Genomic DNA, 17134 nt, shown 5'->3' on the forward strand with positions numbered 1-17134 from the left:
ATTATGTAAAAATTTCTGTTAATAAGCAGATTGTAAGACAAGTTCGACCCCAAACGTCATGTCTGCTTTGGAAGCAAACTACTGAAACATGTAAGCACGCTAGAATAATAATCATGCTGAACTGGCGTATTAGCGGGCATTTCGGCATTCGCAAGCACAGCCGCACACGATGCTGCTCCATAAGAGAGCCCGTATTCCGCCACTGCCCCTGAGCGAACATCAACCCATGCCGGCGGTGTTTCACCCTTAGCAAAATAGCTCTGCCAGAAGCCGATGACGGGCCTAACCTGTCCTTCCAGTCCGCTGAGGCCGAGATATAGGGGAATACGAACCGCCTCGAAACCGAACCGAGGTTCCCATCCCGCCGCGGGCCCGGCAACCTTCCCGCCGGAGTAAGAAACCCAATCACAGGGAAGTCGGTGCTCGCCAAACCGGCATTGTTCAAGAATCCAAGCGCCGTCTTCCATCACTTTCACCCATGGGCCATGGGGCTCCATTTCGGCGAACTCAGCCAACGCGGGCCATATGTAATATGCCAGATTGAGGACGATACTATCGCTCTGGACGAATCCCTGTGCCGCCGGCAGTAACAACGACCTCCCGCTATCAATAATGAGATGGCGGGCGACAGATGCTCGGATGGATGTTGCGCGAGTTTCCAAAGCAGAATTCTGCCATCGAGAAGCTGCGCGGCCCAGCGCCCATGCAATCAAGATGTCGCCATCGGTGGCATTATTGGAGTCGGCTAACGGATTGATTGCTCCGGGATCATAGCGCCATATAAATAGCGCCTTATCCGGCTGTGCCAAATTCTCATTTGTCCAACGCCAGACGCGGTCGAAAACCTCGCGGTCCCCGGCCAGTTCGGCCAGAACCAGTGCGTACCCTTGACCTTCGCTATGGCTGATCCCACCGTTTCCGTTATCTACGACGCGGCCGTCTTGCTGGATGTGACGACTTTTGAAATCGGTCCAGGCAATGAGGAACGAGGTCGTTTCGCCAGCCTTGGCCAAATGTTCCGTACGCACTTTCGGCGATGGTGCAGCATAGCTGCAATTGGAACTGCTCATGGCCGCAAGTGCGGCAAGAAAATGCCGACGTTCAAGGTGCATGACGGAGTTCCAGCCGGGAGCCGGAATGCGATACAACCCATGTACGCAATGGAGCTCCTTTCTGGGCCAGCGACTCAAGCCATGCTGAGTAGGCGCCTTCCAATATAGCCGGAATGGCATTGACGATGGCTTCGCTTGCGCCGCTTTCCCGTGAAGGTAGTCCGGCGTGCACGATGTCCAACCCGTGATCGTCAAGTTCGAAATTGACCGCTCCAAGTCTCATTCGGTTCCAGACAATATTCAACGTCAGCTGGATATCATCGACGTTACTCAGATCACCTAGCTGTGCGAGTGCTGCCATGCGCCGTCCTGTTGCCACGAAAAAGCCGTGGGTCTGATCCGCCGATGCCGATGCGCGTATCTGTTCGATCACCATTTCCAGCATGAACTGAACCGTTTCAGCGGTGAAATGCTCATCGACAGGACCAAAAACCGATCCATCCGCTTCAACCGTATTATAAGCCGAATTCATCATTTCGCTCCGAGTGATTGTTTGAGGCCAAAGACGGTCTTCACCTCATTATATTCACCGAAAGTGTTGAGATCCAATTCGCCGCCGATCCGCGTCTGCCCGTTCAGGTCATACCAGAACGAACCACCCAAATTGATGCCAAAGCCTGTTTCGCTGCTGGCATCGTGATAGGCCGTCACGTCGGAATTGAGCATGGAGAGTGCGTCGAGTTCGCCCTGCGCGGCAGGATCGGTGGGATAGAACGGCTCGGCATCCTGTTCATAGCTCTGATAGCCGGGAGACAGATGGCCGGTTACTTCCAACGCGTTCTTTTCATAACGATAGCGCACCGGCAGGCTGACGCTAAGGAAATGCTGCGGGCTGAAATATCCGCCGTGGCCAAAGGTGAAATTGTTCTGGTTGTTGGCGTAGGCCTGATAGTTGCCATTGATCCCCACGGTCAGGACCGAGTTGGCAGTGCCCATCGCCTGCAAATAGCCGCCTGCATTAGCTTGCAGACGATTATTGTTACGCACGTCGCGGCCGTCCATCTCGAAATAGCTGACATCGGCATAAAAACCGCTACCGTTTCTCTCCTGTGCAAAGGATGCTCCGCCGCCGGTGCGCATTACCGATCCCCATTCTTCGCCTGTTACCGGATCATAAGTGCCGGCATAGGACAGCACGCTGTCGGTCACGGGGCGACGCTCGAACCACAACCTGCCGCTACTATAAGGCGAAAGGCGAGGCGTCACCGCAACCCCGCCTTGTACTTCGACATGATCGAACCCCAGCGGGGTGCTGCCCACGTCCACTTCGACAATATCGCTCTTGTATTTGACCGAGACAGCGACGCCGGATGCGTGCTGCGGCCCCGCATCGATCAATTCAGCCTCTTCCTCTGCGATGATGCCGCGCGCCTGCAGCAGACCGTTTCGTCCAAAGCCGAGCAGGCTGTTGTATTCGGGCGTTCCGGCATCGATTGAAATCGCCTTGGCCCGCGCAGCAATCCGCCCTTCGGCAAAATCGGTCGAGATGGCTGCATCAAGCCCCAGTTCGGCCAGTTGCGACAGCCCCTTTTCCCCCGAACGTTCGCGGTAGTGCGTATCCACTTCGACCATAGTGCCGTTTTCACGCCGCAGTGTATCGATTTCAGCCGCGATCGACGCCAGCACCGGGTCGGAACCGATGGTCTGGCTGGACAAAGTCGTCCCGCTCTCTCCAAAGGCGTTCCAACGCGGTGTGGCCGCTGACATTGGTAACGACATGTTTGGCGAGGCAGGACGGATCGTATTGAAAGGTGTGCCCGCATAGTTCGAAAAAGCTTCGGGTGACGGCTCTTGCATTATCGGCGTTGGGGGCGACCCGAACTGTACTGGCGCAGCCACTTTGCCCGCAGCGGACAACGATGCCGGATCAAACGGATTGACCGAACGCTGCGTCGCAAACGGATTGGTGGTTTGCATCGTCGCGAAGGGATTGCCATGGCCGAATGCTCCGCCGCTGATTCCGTGCTGCGCCATGTAAAGTTCGCGCGCACGCTCCAGATAACGACGCTGATCTCCGTTATCGCCCCGCGCTGCGTGAAAGCGTGCGCCAGCCAGATATACGTTATAGTCATCGGGAGCGAGGCGTTCGGCCTGTCGCAGGGCTGCGCGGGCGCTGTCAAAATCGCCGGCGGTGCTGGCCGTATCAATCAGTCCCATCAGAGCGGCCATATTCTCGCCGTCGGATTGCAGCACGAGCCGATAGGTTTGCGTAGCCTGCTGCTCCATCGCCCCCGCCTGATACAACTGTCCAAGCGAAACTAGGATCGCATTATTGCCGGGGGCGGACGACCATCCTGCCTGCAGCACATCGAATGCCTCGGCATAACGGCCTTCTTTGCGCAGGCGGTCGGCCTGTTCGGTTACAAGGAAACCGTTCATCCGGCGCATTATTGCCGCATCCGCTGGCGACCCAGTGGCCAGAGACGATGCCCGCCGGATTGCTGCCTGTGCGGCACCTGGCTGCCCAGTCCCGGCCAAAATTCGCACCAGCGGCTCATAGGCTTCGGCCGCATTTAGCGGGCTTGTCATCAATTCGCTGGCCAGCGAGGATGCGCCTTGCAGATCACCGATATCGTAAAGCGCACCGGCGATCTCGGCGCGGCGTTCGGGCGGCAGACCGGTATTCGCGCCGATCTGGCGAAGACCGGCACTTGCCTGCAACGCCTGACCGCCATCGGCCAGACTGACAGCGCGTTCGATGGCGCGCTGGGCGGCGACCCCCAACGCAAAGCCTTGCATTTCGGCACTGCGCTCCGCTTCGGGAATGCGTTCGACCAGCTGGCGTGCCATATCGGGCTTGTCCAGCCGTTCGGCCAGCAACGCCGCAGCGAACAGGTGATCGGGGTCGGTGAACCCGGTAAGGCTTTGCATCAACGCATTCGCTTCGCTTCGCCGGTTTTGCGAAAGGAGAAAGCGACCAAATTCATAGCGTATCCACGGGTCCTGCGTATAAGTTAGCATCGCGCGCTGGAACAGGCGTTCGGCCGTGGTGCTGTCGCCTGCAGTCCATGCCGCAAGCGCTTCCTGCCGCGCGGCATTCGTTTCCAATTGACCCGACAGTTCAGCCGCAGCTCCCGGCACGGCGAGCGCCTGCCGCGAGGCACGCGCTGCCTCCGCATAGCGGCCCTGTGTTTCATAGATATCGGCAAGTAGGCCATAGGCTACAGCCTCATCGCCCTGTCCTGATGCGACCAGCCGTTCGGCGATGGAGGCGGCCTGGCCAGCCTGTCCGATCGCCAACAAGCGACGTGCCTCTGCGCTTTCGGCATAAAAACTCGCCGATGCCAAGGCGTCGCTCCAGCGGGCGGCATTCCCGTCGCGCGATGCGCGGGTCAGCAAATCGCGCGCATTCGCGAACTCGCCCCGCCGCAGGGCCACGATCCCAAGTCCGCCCAGCGTATCAGCATCATTGGGTATAAGCGCCAAGGCGCTATCGAAGCGGCGCTTGGCGCCCGACAGATCGGATTTGCCAAGCGCGTCGAAACCTGCGGCTCGCTCCTGTCCAGCTCGCTCGCTGGCGGACGGGCGGTAAGGGACCGGCGTCGGCGCGGTCGACGGAGCGCGTCGGGATGACGATGCCAACGATGCCGGCTTGGCAGCCCGAACGGGTGTCGGCGTTGGCGACTCCTGACGTCGGTTCAAAGCGCGCTTGGCCTCGGCATTGTCGGGATCGACATCCAGCACGCGGCGATAGGCTTCATTCATGCGCGATTGCTGGCCCCGTTCCTGCCAATAGCGGGCTTGGTTCAACAAGGCGTCGACTGCGGTTGACTGTGCCCATGTCGGGCTGGTTGCGCATAAGGCCAACGCCGTCCCGCAAATCACGGATTTGGCGATCTTCCGGGTCATTTGCCGTCGTCCATTGCTTTAAGCCGCCGAGCCTGTTGAGCCTGCAAGGTGCGATAGGCCACCCCCGCGATGAAAAGCGCGGACAGCAGCGCGCCAAGCGCCATCAGCAAAGGGTAACGCGACAACCAGTGGGCCAAGGCCAGCCACCATGGCAGATCGCCCACCGTATAGGTTTTCCCAATGTGATAGCTAGACATGCCATCACCGCTCACGATGGACAGACCGCCCTGAACCTGCGCGTTCAGTTCCGCATCGTCGAGATCGTGCATCATCCGCGGCAGGGCTGCGGTGTCGGATGCCAGAACGGCGACCACCGTACGATCCGAGTTGAATGGTGATTGGAAGGATGCAATGCCGGTAAAGCTGTCAGAGGCATATAGCGCCTCGTTTGCCTCCACCGATTGATCCTTGATCCCGGTTAAATTCATTGATTTCTGGATAAAGCTGCGTTCAGCCACGCGCAGACGATCGCTTTCGAAACGGATCGGGGCATTGTCGAATAATCCGCCTCCGGCAGCCATGCTGTCGGGGCCGATCACCAAAATGTCCTTGTCGCCCAGCAACTCGCTGTTCAGCATATTTGTTACGGCAACTCGCGCGGTTGCGATGCCGGTCGCATCGCCCATGCGTCCCATGATCATTAAGAACGTTTCAATGGTCGAAATATCGGCATTGGCTGGGAGAAGCACTGCCGTCGCCGCCAAATCGGGCCTTACGGTGAACGGATAGCCCGCGGATGCGAACATGGACAGGTTAGGCAATTGCGCAGAATGATAGGTGCCGGTTAGATCGATGGTACTGCGCGGCATGATGTTCACGCGTACATTGTCAGGCAGAGTGCCTTCGCATTTGCGTTTGTCGGCTAGGATCAGACTGTAATCGAAGACCAGCTCGTTCTGGCCAAACAGAATGTAGTCGGGCAGGATCACATGCGCTTCACGTTCACGCGAGGAAGCGTCCGGCCCATCCGAAATCCATTTGCTCCACCAATTGCCGCTGCCCATGCCGAGGGTGCGCAGATATTGCGCATTCATCGACACATCGAGCCGCGACGCGCGCAGGTCCAGCCAGCTGGCAGCGGGGTAGCGATAGGCCATGTCGAGCCGGGCACCGCTGCGCGGCCAGAAGAACAGATCAGGCGCCACGCGGAATTGCGCGGTCAGCGGACCGGGAGGCAAGCCGCGTCCTTCCAGGGCGAAGGGTTCGGTGAATTCCGACAGTTCCACCGGCCGGTCGTTTCGCAACCAGCGCGGCGCAGCATAAGGCTTGAAAACTGGTACCCGAACGCTCGACATGGATGCCGTTGCCCCACCTGCCAGCCCTTTGGTAAACGCCAGCCCGTTTGCGGCCAGCTTCAATTCGGCACCGGTGCGCCCCATGACTAGCAGCAGCTTTCCGAACCGGTCGGCTGGATTCCGAATGACCGCTACAGAAGGGCCATTGGGGCGGCGTTCGATGCCCGCAATTCGACTGTTTCCCGAGAGGAAGACGATGGCATTGCCTTTCGGCAGGGTTCCGATCGACGGCGGGAAAGCAAAGCCGCGATAGCTGGCCTTCGACCCCATCCACGATGCAATGACACCCGCGGCTTCCAGCTCGCTGTTGCCGGGCTGATCCGTAAAGACGAAAGGCAGTCGCAGCGGCAGCGGGTCGCGGCTGTCAAAGAATGGCGCGGGCAAATCGGCAAGGTCGGCGGGCAGGGCCAATCGCTGAGTGGTAATGTCGATGAACGATCGCCGGTTGGACAGGTTCAACCAGAGCGAGGAATGAAACGGATCTTCGCAGTCGCGCGCGTAATGGCCCAGAAAACGTATATTAAGCTGGTTGTCTCCCGGCAGGAACAGCGCAGGTTCGACATCCAGCGTCAGTCGCAGACGATCTGACGTATCTGCCGTCAGCGCGACTGTGCGCAGCACTTCTCCGTTCAACAGCACGACAAGCTGACTGATGTCGTCCAAAAGATCGGGCGAGTACGCAAGATCGAGCGTGACGCTCGCGTCAGTGACGACTTCATCTGATCGCAAGCCGAATGGGATACCGATCTCGCCGCGCGTGCCCTGAAGCCTGATCGGCGAACCGATGGACAGATCCTTCAGCGTGATTCTATGCTTGCGCACGCCATCGCCGGTTACGACCGGAACGGTTTTTTCTGTCATCAAAGCTTGCGCTGACGTCTGCGCCATGGCTGTGCCAGTCCCAAACCCGGCAAGCGCGATGCAAGTTGCTAGCAAAACTACCAACAACGCGCTCGTTGCCGGTGCAGGCACATTCGCCGGAACCTTGCGCAACGAAGGCCGAACGATCCGCCGTAGTGTCGTAAGCGCGACGACGGTGATATCGCGCAGCGAACGCAGACCTGACACCGGTTCGTGCCCCTCGGCCCGTTGCCATGCGTCGGCGCGGCCCATCACGGCGCGCACCAGCTGACGCGATTGAAACATCGAAAGCTTCTCGAAGCGCAGGCGTACCGTGCCCGCATCGGTACGAACGGTGTCGACCGGCAGGGTCAGCATGTCGTCTCCCATCGGCATGGAGACGTGGGTTACATCACGGTTGTTGATTTCAAAACCTTTTGGCAGTTGCGCCGCTAGCCCGCCCATCGAAAAATCCGACGTGATACAGTCCACAACCACACCATCCTCGAAGTAAACGGTAACGGGCAGCTTGGTATCGATACGGATCTGACCGCGGATCTGGCGGGTTTCACGTGCGACCGACACGGCCGCTAGCAAGATCAACATGCTGAAAAGCGCCCAACCCAGATTGAGCAGCAGCGTGCCAAGCTGCATGTCGAAGAAGTCCTTCCATAACAAATATTTAGCAATGCCAAGTACCACGCCAAAAATCAGCAGGCCGATAGTGAAGAGATGCGGCTGCACGGTTTTCAGATCGAAATGGGTCCGGTCGAGCACGCTACCCTTATCGGTCACGTTGAACTTGCCCTTGCGGGGCTGAAATAACGTCATGATCGTGGGCCGCGCCAAATGGAACGCCAGCAGAGTTTCATAGATTTCGCCCCAGAACGGCCGGCGGTCGCCGCCCTGCGTCCGCTCACTGGACAGGGTCGAAATGAATAGATGCGGCAGCGCATTGGCAAAGATCAGGGATGCCGATGCAAAAATAATGTTCTGCCCAGCGATCAGGAACGCCAGCGGTGCGGTCAGGAATACGATGCGCGGCAGCGGAAACTGGAAGTGCATCATCGCATTTAGATAACAAAGCCGCTGCTGCCAGCTAAGGCCCCGCCCCATGAGCGGATTGTCGATGCGGAAGATCTGCGTCATCCCCCGCGCCCAGCGGATGCGCTGGCCGATATGAAGGACGAGGCGTTCGGTCGCCAGGCCAGCCGACAGGCGGGCGCCAATATAAGCGGTGTTCCAGCCCATGCGCTGCAGTTTCAGCGCCGTATGCGCGTCTTCGGTCACGGTTTCGCCCGCAAAACCGTTGGTCTGCATCAAGGCTGTGCGCCGGATGATGGCGCAGGAACCGCAAAAGAAGGTCGCGTTCCACAAGTCGTTACCCGATTGCACCGCGCCATAGAACAGATCTCCCTCGCCCGGCAGGTCCTTGACGGTACGCAAATTGCGCTGGACCGGATCGGGCGAATAAAAATGGTGCGGTGTCTGCATCAGCGCCAGCTTGGGATCTTTCTGGAACCAGCCCACCGTCACTTGCAGAAATGCACGGGTCGGCACGTGATCGCAGTCGAAGATCGCGATCAGTTCGCCATGGGTCTTTTTCATGGCAGCATTCAGATTGCCTGCCTTGGCGTGCAGATTGTCGCCGCGCGTCAGATAGCCACATTTGGCCTGACGGGCGAATTCGCGGAATTCCTCACGCTTGCCGTCGTCAAGAATATAGACGTTGAACCGGTCACGCGGGTAATCCATGTCCATCGCCGCAAAAACCGTGTTGCGCACGATATCCAGACTTTCGTTATAGGTCGGGATATAGACGTCGATCGTAGGCCAGGTTTCGGGTTCGCCTTCGATCTCGACGATGGGGCGATGCAATGGCCAACTCGTCTGGATCAGACCTAGCACAAGGATCAGCCATGCATAAGCCTCGGCCAGATAGAGGCCCATGCCCAAGCAATATTCCAGCGGCGTTTCGAATGAAAGCGTCTGCGTCGTGCGCCAAATCATATAGCGGGTAGACGCTAACAGAGCGAGAACGCCAATAATCAGCGTGGCGCGGCGACCGGCAATGCGGTGCACGATAGCAGCGACAACGATCATGCCGATGGCAAAAATCCATTGCTGGGCTTCGTCTAATGGAATGGTGATTATAAGCGCCATGCAGGCGAAAGCGGCCAGCCACAATGGCAGGCGTAAAAGCAGACTTTTAGGCATGGTATCCCCGACGTGTCAGACGGTTTGTCGTTCGGCGGATTGAACGGCGCGCGAATTGATTGGATCGCGCGACTTATGCGTGCGAACCAGTCGCTGATGAATGGAGTCGATTAGGGCATCAATATCGGAGATAATGACGCTGTTGGGAGCATATTCGGCCAGCGATTCAAACCGTGCAATTGCCTCGTTAGCAGCCTCGTCACGACGAATTGATCCTAGGAACTGGTTATCGAACAATTGCTTCATGAAGCGGTGGCAATGTCGTGACAACTTACGCCTATCGTCCAGTTTGTTGAGGACGATAGCAATATCTTCTCGTTCTGTGACCGGGATCTGCTCGCCCAAACGTGTAAGGCTGGCAAGTCCAATGGGATTGGGTTCGACTACGCAAATGCTCAAATCCGCAAAGCGGTGAATTTGCTCCCAGCCTTCCCAGTCGGCGGAGGCAATATCGACCAGTGCTAATTCGTCGGCCGGCGTAGTCTTGATCTGCTCGATCGCCATATCGCGCTCACGCTGGGTCGTGAAATTGCCGACGAGCCTTACCCCTCGCACTACCATCGGTTCGCCGTCGGTTCTGACCGGTTTTTGATCGGGCAGAAGACCGAAAAACAGTTTCAAGGAATCCTGCCGGGTCATGTCATACGCCGTAACAGTCCGCCCGCGTGTGGCGAACCGGCGGGCAATTCCCGCAGTCACCAGCGTATTACCCGCGCCTCCTTTGGGTGAATGAAACGCAAGTATCGTCATTTGGAAAGTCCCGACAGGAACGAGCGCAAGTCGCCCCCACCGTCACCATGCCGCTGTCTGCGAGACTGTGATTGCAGTGCATCCGCTTCGCCATACGAAGCGAAAATATTCGTTGCTGCGGGGTCTGTTCGAATAGGCGCTGCGACGGGTCGATCGGCAATATCCGCGCGTATGGCTTGCCGATGCTCCAGCGGCGTTTTGCGCGGCGGAACGATCCGTGGATCTTTTAATAGTGCCTCAAATATGGGCCACAGTTCCATATCCGCATATTGATCTTCGAACTGGCGATATTGGAAATCTTGCCTGCTCAATTTTTCAAGCAAGGCCTTGGCATCTTGGCGCATGGCAATCTCCGAACTTCTCAAGGTGTCAATCTGACGCAGATTGCTTAATTAACCTTTAAAAGTCGCAGTTTTGCTAAGGTCATCTCGAGATTTCTGTCTTCTGCGACGGTCTAGCGGCGCTGTCGACTGACGAGGCAATGGAAATCTTGCAGCGCGAAGCCGGACGAGCCATTGACGAGAGATACCTCTCAGCACTTCGCAAAGCGCAGATCTGACGGGCGCAGCGAATTACCAGCCCATGAGAATAGGGCATCACCATGGCGTCTACCCACCCAGTTCTCGAAACTAGGGCAGCGCCAGCTGACCGCTGAAACCTAACGACAGTAGGAGAAAGCGGACCGCCAAGTCTAAATCTAAGCTGCCGGCCCGCTCATTAGGGTCGATGTGACGCCGAAGTCGTCGATCAGTCCTCTGTGTTCTCGGAGAGCGTCAGCGCATCTTCAATGTCCACGCCAAGATATCGCACGGTGTTTTCGATCTTCGAATGGCCCAGCAGGATCTGGATCGCTCTCAGATTACCAGTCGCCTTGTAGATGATCGACGCCTTGGTTCGCCGCAGCGAATGGGTGCCGAATTCTTCCTTTCTCAAACCGACTGCCGTCACCCATTCATCTACCAATCGAGCGTACTGCCTTGTGCTCATGTGCTGCGTTGGGTCGAGCCGGCTCGGGAACGCGAAGTCTTCGACGCTGCCGCCGCGCAGTTCAAGCCAAGCCAGAAGGCTGGCGCGAGCATCCGTCATGAGCTCGAATTGAACAGGGCGATCTGTCTTTTGCTGAATGATCGTTGCGCGATGCCAGACTTCCGATCCCGAGACCAGATCGCCGATTTTCAACTTCACCAGATCGCAGCCTCGTAGCTTGCTGTCGATCGCCAGGTCGAAGAGGGCACGGTCGCGAACGCGGTGCTCGCGATCGAGAAAGAAGCGAATCGCCCAGATCTGACGAGGCTTTAGTGGACGCTTTGGCCCAACCTTGCACCCAGCATTCCATCCCGGACGGCGGTGCAGCGGATCTTCGAGGTATGAGTGTGCCATTTGATTTCTCCTGTGGCCTGAATGGCCAAAAGGAAGAACGCAGCTGAACAGGAATTTCTTTTTGGGGCGAGCAGTGGTGAGGCGAAAATGATCGCCATGGCGCTCTACGCCATCAGGGTGTCGACACTACCACCTCGGTCGGCTCTCTACGTGCGCACATCAAAAAAAGCGATCAATTAAGGTGACCGTCCGCTTTCGACAAAAAATGCCCAAAAGCTGCCGGTCCGCAATCGGCCAGGAGGCGCCATAATCTTTCGTTTGAACGAACGGCCGGTTTCAAGCGCAAGCCCAGAGGCCGGGAACGGCAGCAATGTCGGCGAGAGGCCTCACGATCAGTACGATGATTTCAAATATATTTAGCAACGTTCGGTAATCTTGGCTGAAAAGATATTACCAGATCTGCACGATCGACCAGATGGAAAAAGGTTTGATAGGATCATCAGCGCAGCGAACTCAAGGTTCAGCTCCATGCATGCCCTCAAATCAGTGAGCCGCCCTGTTCGGGGTGACCAGAGCGGCTCTTTGACCAGGAATGCTTTTCCTACGAAGCCTGTCGCATCGACCGATCTGTGGGTCAAGTCCGTCGAAGGCCGAGGCAGGACGTTCGGCCTACGATTACTCGTAAATCATTGAGAAACTACCATGTTGGTTTCAATTAGGAGACATACATGGAAATCATCGGAGCCGCGCCCACGCCTGACCAACTGCTGGAAGACCTTAATCTTCCAGACCGAACCCCTTTCATAGGATGGTCGGTGCAATGCCCTGACAACGGAACATTCTACATGGGGACTGAAGAGACCATAGAGTCGATGTTGCGGGTTTTCACCGAACGGCCAGACGAAGCCGCCTCGCTTGATAGTGCTATTGATGCAGGTCGGATTGCAGCTGAGCTGAATTGCGCTGCCCTTATCGTCGCGCTTTTCGACTTTGGGGAAGACATCGGCGTGGTTCCGATTGGCGGCAATCAATTCTCGGAATTTGCTCGGCCGCGCGCGAGGAAAAGCCGCGGTAAATAGCCGCACAAGACGCCGCCTTACAACATTCGCTCTGCACAACGCACGTGTCCGCTCTGCAAGCGTTTCTCATGAGACCTTTGCGCGGCGAGATCTGGATTATACTTCCGCTGGTCCATTCAATGCTGCCAACAGGCACTTTGGAGGCATTTGCGCATTGCTCTATTTGCCAAGAACCTCCTGCCTTTGCGGTGGCGGCGCAGAAACCACTTTCAGGCGGCATTAGCAAACAGACCACTACCACTCCGCGTCCGAAAGGTCGCCACACCCGGCTAACGACTGTTCCTCAAAAGCAATCTTAAATAAGAAGTATTCCTCTTAGGCATCCTCTTTCAATTTTCAGAAGAGCAGATAATTGGTGTGTTGAAGGAACTTGCGCCGCATACACGGCATCGCGCCGGCTGTCGCTGACGCTTTCAACGACAAAGAATGACGCCGGTATCGCGCTCTAGGGAACTGCCATAATGCATCCAGCAAAAGATTTTAATGTATTGGAGCAGACGTACTATAAAATGCGGTCGCGTAGGACGCTCCGTCATGCAATTCGTAATTTACATCCTTGTGATATTTCATAAAGGGTACGCAGTAATCCGGGTGTTTGCCGTGATACTCTTTTTCTGCTCTGCCACCTGAAACTTGGACCATTCGCAGCTAGAGTTTCTGGCCGTAGATTTCCTTGGCTGGGCAAGGAGTCGTGGGATGAAGGCATCGAAGTTTACGGACGCGCAGAAGGCGTTCGTTATTAAGCAAGGTGAGGAAGGAACGCCGGTTGCGGAAATCTGCCGGAAGGCCGGGATCAGCCAAGCAACTTACTTCAACTGGAAGAAGAAGTACGCTGGGCTGATGCCGTCGGAGATGCGCCGCCTACGCGAGCTTGAGGATGAGAACGGACGTCTGAAGAAGATCGTCGCGGACCTGACGCTGGATCGCGAGATGCTGCAGGATGTCATCAAGCGAAAGCTTTAAGGCCGGATCGGAAGCGCGAGCTTATCGACGCTGTTCGGCAGGACTGGCATGTGACGATCCGCAGGGCATGTTCGGCTTTGCAGTTTGATCGTTCGACCTATCATTACCAGTCCCGTCGTACTGATCCGGCCTTTCTGAAGAAGCGCATCAAGGAAATCTGCGAGACGCACGTCCGCTACGGATACCGGCGGGTATATTACATCCTGCGCCGGGACGGTTGGTGCGTGAACTTGAAGAAGGTCTACCGGCTTTACAGGGAGTTGGGTCTGCAGCTGCGGAACAAGACGCCGAAGCGGCGGGTCAAGGCCAAGCTGCGCGAGGATCGCGCACCGGCGGTCCGACCGAACGATGTGTGGGCGATGGACTTTGTTCACGACCAACTGGCGACTGGGCGTAAGCTTCGTATCCTGACCGTGGTCGATACGTTCTCCCGGCTATCGCCGGTGATCGATCCCCGGTTCCGCTACCGGGGTGAGGACGTGGTCGCCACGCTGGATCGCGCCTGCCGGACGATCGGCTATCCGAAGACGATCAGGGTCGACAATGGCAGCGAATTTATCTCGCGGGACATGGATCTGTGGGCTTACCAGCGCGGTGTGATCCTGGACTTCTCCCGCCCAGGCAAGCCCACAGACAATGCGTTCATCGAAGCGTTCAACAGCAAGCTGCGCAGCGAATGCCTGAACGCCCACTGGTTCCTGTCGCTGCAAGATGCTTGCGAAAAGCTGGAGGCTTGGCGTAGACACTACAACGAGGATCGACCGCACAGCGCGATCGGGAATATCCCCCCGATCATGCTTGCAAACTCAGCCGGTGAAACCAGCCCACCGAACCTGAGCAAGGCCGAAAACTCCAGACCTGAGCGGTCCAAGGTTGGGTAGCAGAGCACGGTCTGATAGGCCGACCAGTCCAATGATCTTGGAGCACCGGTTTCCTTGATCGAGTCACTGTTCATGTCGATTGTTCGATTGACCAGGTCGGTATTGACGGTGATCGGCCAGATGGGCCTGATCTGCGCGGCAGCGCGTTGCAGCACGACGAGCTCAAATCCAGTCAGATCCGTGATGTCGTTTTCATAGGGCATATCGCCGCCAAACATGCCATGTTCGGGCAATTCGCACGCGATTTCGATGGCTGTTCTGAGCCGCTCCAAGGCGCCAATCATGAGTAAGCCTGCGAATTCGAGTATCTGATCGTCTCCAATATAATCTTCGGCCTCATCAAAGCAGAGCTGGCCGACGAAATCCTCGGGCCACGGCGTTCTCGCAGTTTTTAGCGAGAAAGGCGATAAACAGCTGATTGAGATACCTGTGCTCCTCCTCGCTATATTCGAGCGGATAGCGGTAGAATTCATCACGGCGCGATTTGATCTGGTTCTTGGTTTCGCTGCCCGGAATGGTCAGGTTCGCCATGTGTGCGGCGATTAATTCGCTGTATTCGCGGATGATCGAATTGATCATTCGATGCCATTGCGTTTGCTGGCGAAGGTCTTCGAAGTCGAGATAATGCAGGAGGCGGCGTTCTATCGTCCCGGCATCCTTGGTCCTGATATCCTTTCGCCATTTACCCCTAATGGCTTCCAAGGCTTCTCTTGCCGACTGGTATTCTGCATTGTCGAAGTCGTCCATTCCCTAACCTTACCCTTGCGAAAAATGGTCCTAGGCATGTTTTAGGATGAAGGACGGCTTGCCCAAAATTACGACTGCCGATCTGGCAGAAAGTTGGTTTTCCGATGAAGGGCGCAAAGAAAAAGCCCGCCGAGCGGTTCGCTCCGGCGGGCTTGAAAAGCGGATACTTACTGATCGTTGGCGGCCTCGCTGACTTCGAACTCGATGGTACCGATATCGATGCCAGTGACGCGCGAGAGGGCCGCGACGCGCTCGGAGGTGTCTTCGCCATCGGCCTGCTCGGCTGCGATCGACGACAGTGCCTGGCGGTATGCTGCTGCAGACATCAAATTTTCCCTTCTAAGCCTTGGATCATCAAGGCTCTTCCCGAAGGGGTGATTGTCTTTGGGCCTGACGGCGGCGGTGCCGTCCGTCTCTCAGCTGGCCTGCCGGTCAGCTGACCTTCGCTGGTGTCTCGGCGATGATCGCGGCGATATCGTCGTCGATCCTGAGGGATGTCTGCGGGAAATAGGCTGTATAGCCCGTCTTCGTGTGCAGGATGACGATCTCGTGATGGCGCTTGTTCTGGCCGATGATCGCGTAGTGCTCGATCTTGCCGGTGGGAGAGTCCGCCTGCCAGAGCAGGTTGAGCTCGATGTCGTGCTCACGAAGGAGGCGTTCGCGAAAGACGTTGAAGGCGACCATGGGGTTCTCCATCAGGGCCCTGCCCGGCGAGGAGCCGGGCGGGAACGGTTGGGGCATGACTGCCCTGGACTAAGGCGGCTGGCGGTCAGGCTGCGCTGAGTTCGCAGATCTTCCCGAAAGCCAGTTCATCCCGGCCGCGAAGGACGCGGATGTCGTGGCAGCTGACGTTCACGTGGGCGCGGCGAAGCTCGCGCACCAGGTGACGCTCACTCGATGGAATGGAAGCGCGCACGGTTCCGTGGCGGCGGGTCTCGATGGTGACGTAATGCTCGCCTGCGATCTCGCGGCTGATGTTCGAGACGAACCCGCGAAGCTGGGTTTCAGGCGCGACGCGGCGCTGATCGACGTGGACCATGGCAGTGTGCATGGCTTTTCCCTCCAGGGTTGAACTCACCTCGAGCGATGGAACCGGGGAACGGCGGCCTTGGCCGCCGTCCATCACATGTGGGTGGCGTAGACGATCTCGCCCGCGCCCAGCTGCACGTCGTTCACGACGATGAAAAACTCATGGCAACTGCCAGCGGCCTGCGCCTCGCGCAGGCTGGCGAGCAGGTCCTGCTTTTCGGCAGGGACATGCGCCTTCACGCTGGCGCCGTGGCGGACGTCGATCTCGACCAGGCAATGGCCTGCGAAAGGTGCGTGGACCTTGCTAACCCAGCCAGTGCGCTGAATGCTCTGGTGCGTGATGGTCGACATGATCTTTTCCCTTCCGATTTCCATTTCAAGGAAACCGGGACCCGAAGGGTGCGGCTGGCCTTCTAACCTGCCGGCGGATTCTATCCTCGATCGCTAGGGCGCATCCGCTGCGATGATGTCGCCGTTATGGATCATCGTTCCCTGTTCATCTTCGATGAACACCTGGGCAAAGCCGAGATTGCGGGCTTCGTCGCTAGCCATCTTGAGAGCTTCCTGTGCATCGAAAGCTCGAACATAAAAGCGATGTCCGTCCGAGGATCCCTCGGAGAAAGGTACACAGCCAAATCTGCAAGGCTCGGCCATCGTTGATCTCCTGTCGGGGTGGAAATTGGGCATAAGAAAAACCCGGCCTCCTTGCTGGAGGCCGGGTTCCCTGATGTCGGAGCGAAGGCGCTTATGCTGCCTTCTTCATCTCGGCATTGCGGTCGTTGTGAGCCTGCATGCGCGATGCTTTGCGCTGGGCCGCGTCGATCTTCGACTGTTCGAGGCGCGCCTTGTGAGCGGCGATATCCGCGTCCTTGCGCGCGGCGCGTGCGGCGCGCATCTCGGCGCCCTTCGCCTTCATCGCCGCCAGATTGGCTTCGACCGCGGCGGCCGAGCGTGCGAGGCGGTCGGCCTTCAGCTGGGCGTTGCGTGCTTCATGGTACTGCTGCGCGTCCGAGATGGTCTTGGTGTCGGTCATGACTGTCATTCCTCTGTGC

General features: G+C 57.5%; 16 protein-coding genes. 2 read left to right on the plus strand and 14 right to left on the minus strand.

The genetic code is table 11. The annotated features are described in order from the left end of the window. Positions 1-56: 56 nt before the first annotated feature. From A9D14_RS15440 to A9D14_RS15465, 7 genes are all read right to left on the minus strand, one after another. A complete protein-coding gene (locus tag A9D14_RS15440) occupies positions 57-1112 on the minus strand; it encodes a glycosyl hydrolase family 8 (RefSeq protein WP_157668270.1) in 1056 nt (351 codons plus the stop codon). Beyond that, a complete protein-coding gene (gene bcsD, locus A9D14_RS15445) occupies positions 1102-1587 on the minus strand; it encodes a cellulose biosynthesis protein BcsD (RefSeq protein ID WP_083988108.1) in 486 nt (161 codons plus the stop codon). Before bcsD ends, A9D14_RS15440 begins: the two co-directional genes overlap by 11 nt. Next, positions 1584-4961, minus strand: coding sequence for a cellulose biosynthesis protein BcsC (locus tag A9D14_RS15450; RefSeq protein WP_066849908.1), 3378 nt, complete (start codon positions 4959-4961; stop codon positions 1584-1586). The genes bcsD and A9D14_RS15450 overlap by 4 nt, the downstream gene beginning before the upstream one ends. Continuing rightward, entirely contained in the window at positions 4958-9313 is a 4356-nt protein-coding gene (gene bcsA, locus A9D14_RS15455; RefSeq protein WP_066849911.1) for a UDP-forming cellulose synthase catalytic subunit, read from the minus strand. The genes A9D14_RS15450 and bcsA overlap by 4 nt, the downstream gene beginning before the upstream one ends. A gap of 15 nt (positions 9314-9328) precedes the next feature. Then, positions 9329-10063, minus strand: coding sequence for a nucleotide-binding protein (locus A9D14_RS15460; protein ID WP_083988109.1), 735 nt, complete (start codon positions 10061-10063; stop codon positions 9329-9331). Continuing rightward, positions 10060-10407, minus strand: coding sequence for a hypothetical protein (locus A9D14_RS19645; protein ID WP_083988110.1), 348 nt, complete (start codon positions 10405-10407; stop codon positions 10060-10062). Before A9D14_RS19645 ends, A9D14_RS15460 begins: the two co-directional genes overlap by 4 nt. Before the next feature lie 403 nt (positions 10408-10810). After that, complete coding sequence (locus A9D14_RS15465) at positions 10811-11443, minus strand: tyrosine-type recombinase/integrase (RefSeq protein ID WP_066849917.1); 633 nt, start codon at positions 11441-11443, stop codon at positions 10811-10813. A 668-nt stretch (positions 11444-12111) separates the two neighbouring features. Here A9D14_RS15465 and A9D14_RS15470 point away from each other — a divergent pair. Together A9D14_RS15470 and A9D14_RS15475 are read left to right on the plus strand one after the other, a co-directional pair. After that, positions 12112-12462 carry a hypothetical protein gene (locus tag A9D14_RS15470; RefSeq protein WP_087910582.1) on the plus strand — a complete coding sequence of 117 codons (351 nt, stop codon included), beginning with the start codon at positions 12112-12114 and terminating at the stop codon, positions 12460-12462. Between the two features lie 696 nt (positions 12463-13158). Next, positions 13159-14306 (plus strand): IS3 family transposase gene (locus A9D14_RS15475; RefSeq protein WP_415877361.1). Its coding sequence is split into 2 segments (ribosomal slippage): positions 13159-13414 and positions 13414-14306, totalling 1149 coding nucleotides; the frame shifts between segments, so codons are not numbered across the junction. A 339-nt stretch (positions 14307-14645) separates the two neighbouring features. Here the strand turns inward: A9D14_RS15475 and A9D14_RS15480 are convergent. The 7 genes from A9D14_RS15480 to A9D14_RS15500 form a co-directional block, all read right to left on the minus strand. After that, complete coding sequence (locus A9D14_RS15480) at positions 14646-15053, minus strand: hypothetical protein (protein WP_066849923.1); 408 nt, start codon at positions 15051-15053, stop codon at positions 14646-14648. A gap of 167 nt (positions 15054-15220) precedes the next feature. Beyond that, positions 15221-15379 (minus strand): hypothetical protein, encoded by a 159-nt coding sequence (locus A9D14_RS19650; RefSeq protein ID WP_157668271.1) that lies wholly within the window; start codon positions 15377-15379, stop codon positions 15221-15223. Positions 15380-15485: 106 nt separating this feature from the next. Then, positions 15486-15737 (minus strand): hypothetical protein, encoded by a 252-nt coding sequence (locus A9D14_RS15485; RefSeq protein WP_157668272.1) that lies wholly within the window; start codon positions 15735-15737, stop codon positions 15486-15488. A gap of 85 nt (positions 15738-15822) precedes the next feature. Further along, entirely contained in the window at positions 15823-16104 is a 282-nt protein-coding gene (locus A9D14_RS15490; RefSeq protein ID WP_066849928.1) for a hypothetical protein, read from the minus strand. Positions 16105-16175: 71 nt separating this feature from the next. Beyond that, positions 16176-16433: a hypothetical protein gene (locus A9D14_RS15495; RefSeq protein ID WP_157668273.1), complete on the minus strand. Its 258-nt coding sequence runs from the start codon at positions 16431-16433 to the stop codon at positions 16176-16178. 93 nt (positions 16434-16526) lie between these two features. Further along, positions 16527-16736, minus strand: a complete 210-nt coding sequence (locus tag A9D14_RS19655) for a hypothetical protein (RefSeq protein ID WP_157668274.1) — start codon at positions 16734-16736, stop codon at positions 16527-16529. 91 nt (positions 16737-16827) lie between these two features. Then, the gene (locus A9D14_RS15500) at positions 16828-17115 is read right to left on the minus strand and encodes a hypothetical protein (protein ID WP_066849934.1); all 288 of its coding nucleotides are present in this window, start codon (positions 17113-17115) and stop codon (positions 16828-16830) included. Between the last annotated feature and the right edge of the window lie 19 nt (positions 17116-17134).

It is taken from the genome of Croceicoccus marinus, assembly GCF_001661675.2.
In the GTDB taxonomy this organism is placed as follows: Bacteria; Pseudomonadota; Alphaproteobacteria; order Sphingomonadales; family Sphingomonadaceae; genus Croceicoccus; species Croceicoccus marinus.

What these genes read in the sequence shown, in the direction of transcription:
- A9D14_RS15440 (WP_157668270.1), bottom strand. Translation starts at nt 1,112, where the DNA reads ATGCACCTTGAACGTCGGCATTTTCTTGCCGCACTTGCGGCCATGAGC.
- bcsD (WP_083988108.1), bottom strand. Translation starts at nt 1,587, where the DNA reads ATGATGAATTCGGCTTATAATACGGTTGAAGCGGATGGATCGGTTTTT.
- A9D14_RS15450 (WP_066849908.1), bottom strand. Translation starts at nt 4,961, where the DNA reads ATGACCCGGAAGATCGCCAAATCCGTGATTTGCGGGACGGCGTTGGCC.
- bcsA (WP_066849911.1), bottom strand. Translation starts at nt 9,313, where the DNA reads ATGCCTAAAAGTCTGCTTTTACGCCTGCCATTGTGGCTGGCCGCTTTC.
- A9D14_RS15460 (WP_083988109.1), bottom strand. Translation starts at nt 10,063, where the DNA reads ATGACGATACTTGCGTTTCATTCACCCAAAGGAGGCGCGGGTAATACG.
- A9D14_RS19645 (WP_083988110.1), bottom strand. Translation starts at nt 10,407, where the DNA reads ATGCGCCAAGATGCCAAGGCCTTGCTTGAAAAATTGAGCAGGCAAGAT.
- A9D14_RS15465 (WP_066849917.1), bottom strand. Translation starts at nt 11,443, where the DNA reads ATGGCACACTCATACCTCGAAGATCCGCTGCACCGCCGTCCGGGATGG.
- A9D14_RS15470 (WP_087910582.1), top strand. Translation starts at nt 12,112, where the DNA reads ATGGAAATCATCGGAGCCGCGCCCACGCCTGACCAACTGCTGGAAGAC.
- A9D14_RS15480 (WP_066849923.1), bottom strand. Translation starts at nt 15,053, where the DNA reads ATGGACGACTTCGACAATGCAGAATACCAGTCGGCAAGAGAAGCCTTG.
- A9D14_RS19650 (WP_157668271.1), bottom strand. Translation starts at nt 15,379, where the DNA reads ATGTCTGCAGCAGCATACCGCCAGGCACTGTCGTCGATCGCAGCCGAG.
- A9D14_RS15485 (WP_157668272.1), bottom strand. Translation starts at nt 15,737, where the DNA reads ATGGTCGCCTTCAACGTCTTTCGCGAACGCCTCCTTCGTGAGCACGAC.
- A9D14_RS15490 (WP_066849928.1), bottom strand. Translation starts at nt 16,104, where the DNA reads ATGCACACTGCCATGGTCCACGTCGATCAGCGCCGCGTCGCGCCTGAA.
- A9D14_RS15495 (WP_157668273.1), bottom strand. Translation starts at nt 16,433, where the DNA reads ATGTCGACCATCACGCACCAGAGCATTCAGCGCACTGGCTGGGTTAGC.
- A9D14_RS19655 (WP_157668274.1), bottom strand. Translation starts at nt 16,736, where the DNA reads ATGGCCGAGCCTTGCAGATTTGGCTGTGTACCTTTCTCCGAGGGATCC.
- A9D14_RS15500 (WP_066849934.1), bottom strand. Translation starts at nt 17,115, where the DNA reads ATGACCGACACCAAGACCATCTCGGACGCGCAGCAGTACCATGAAGCA.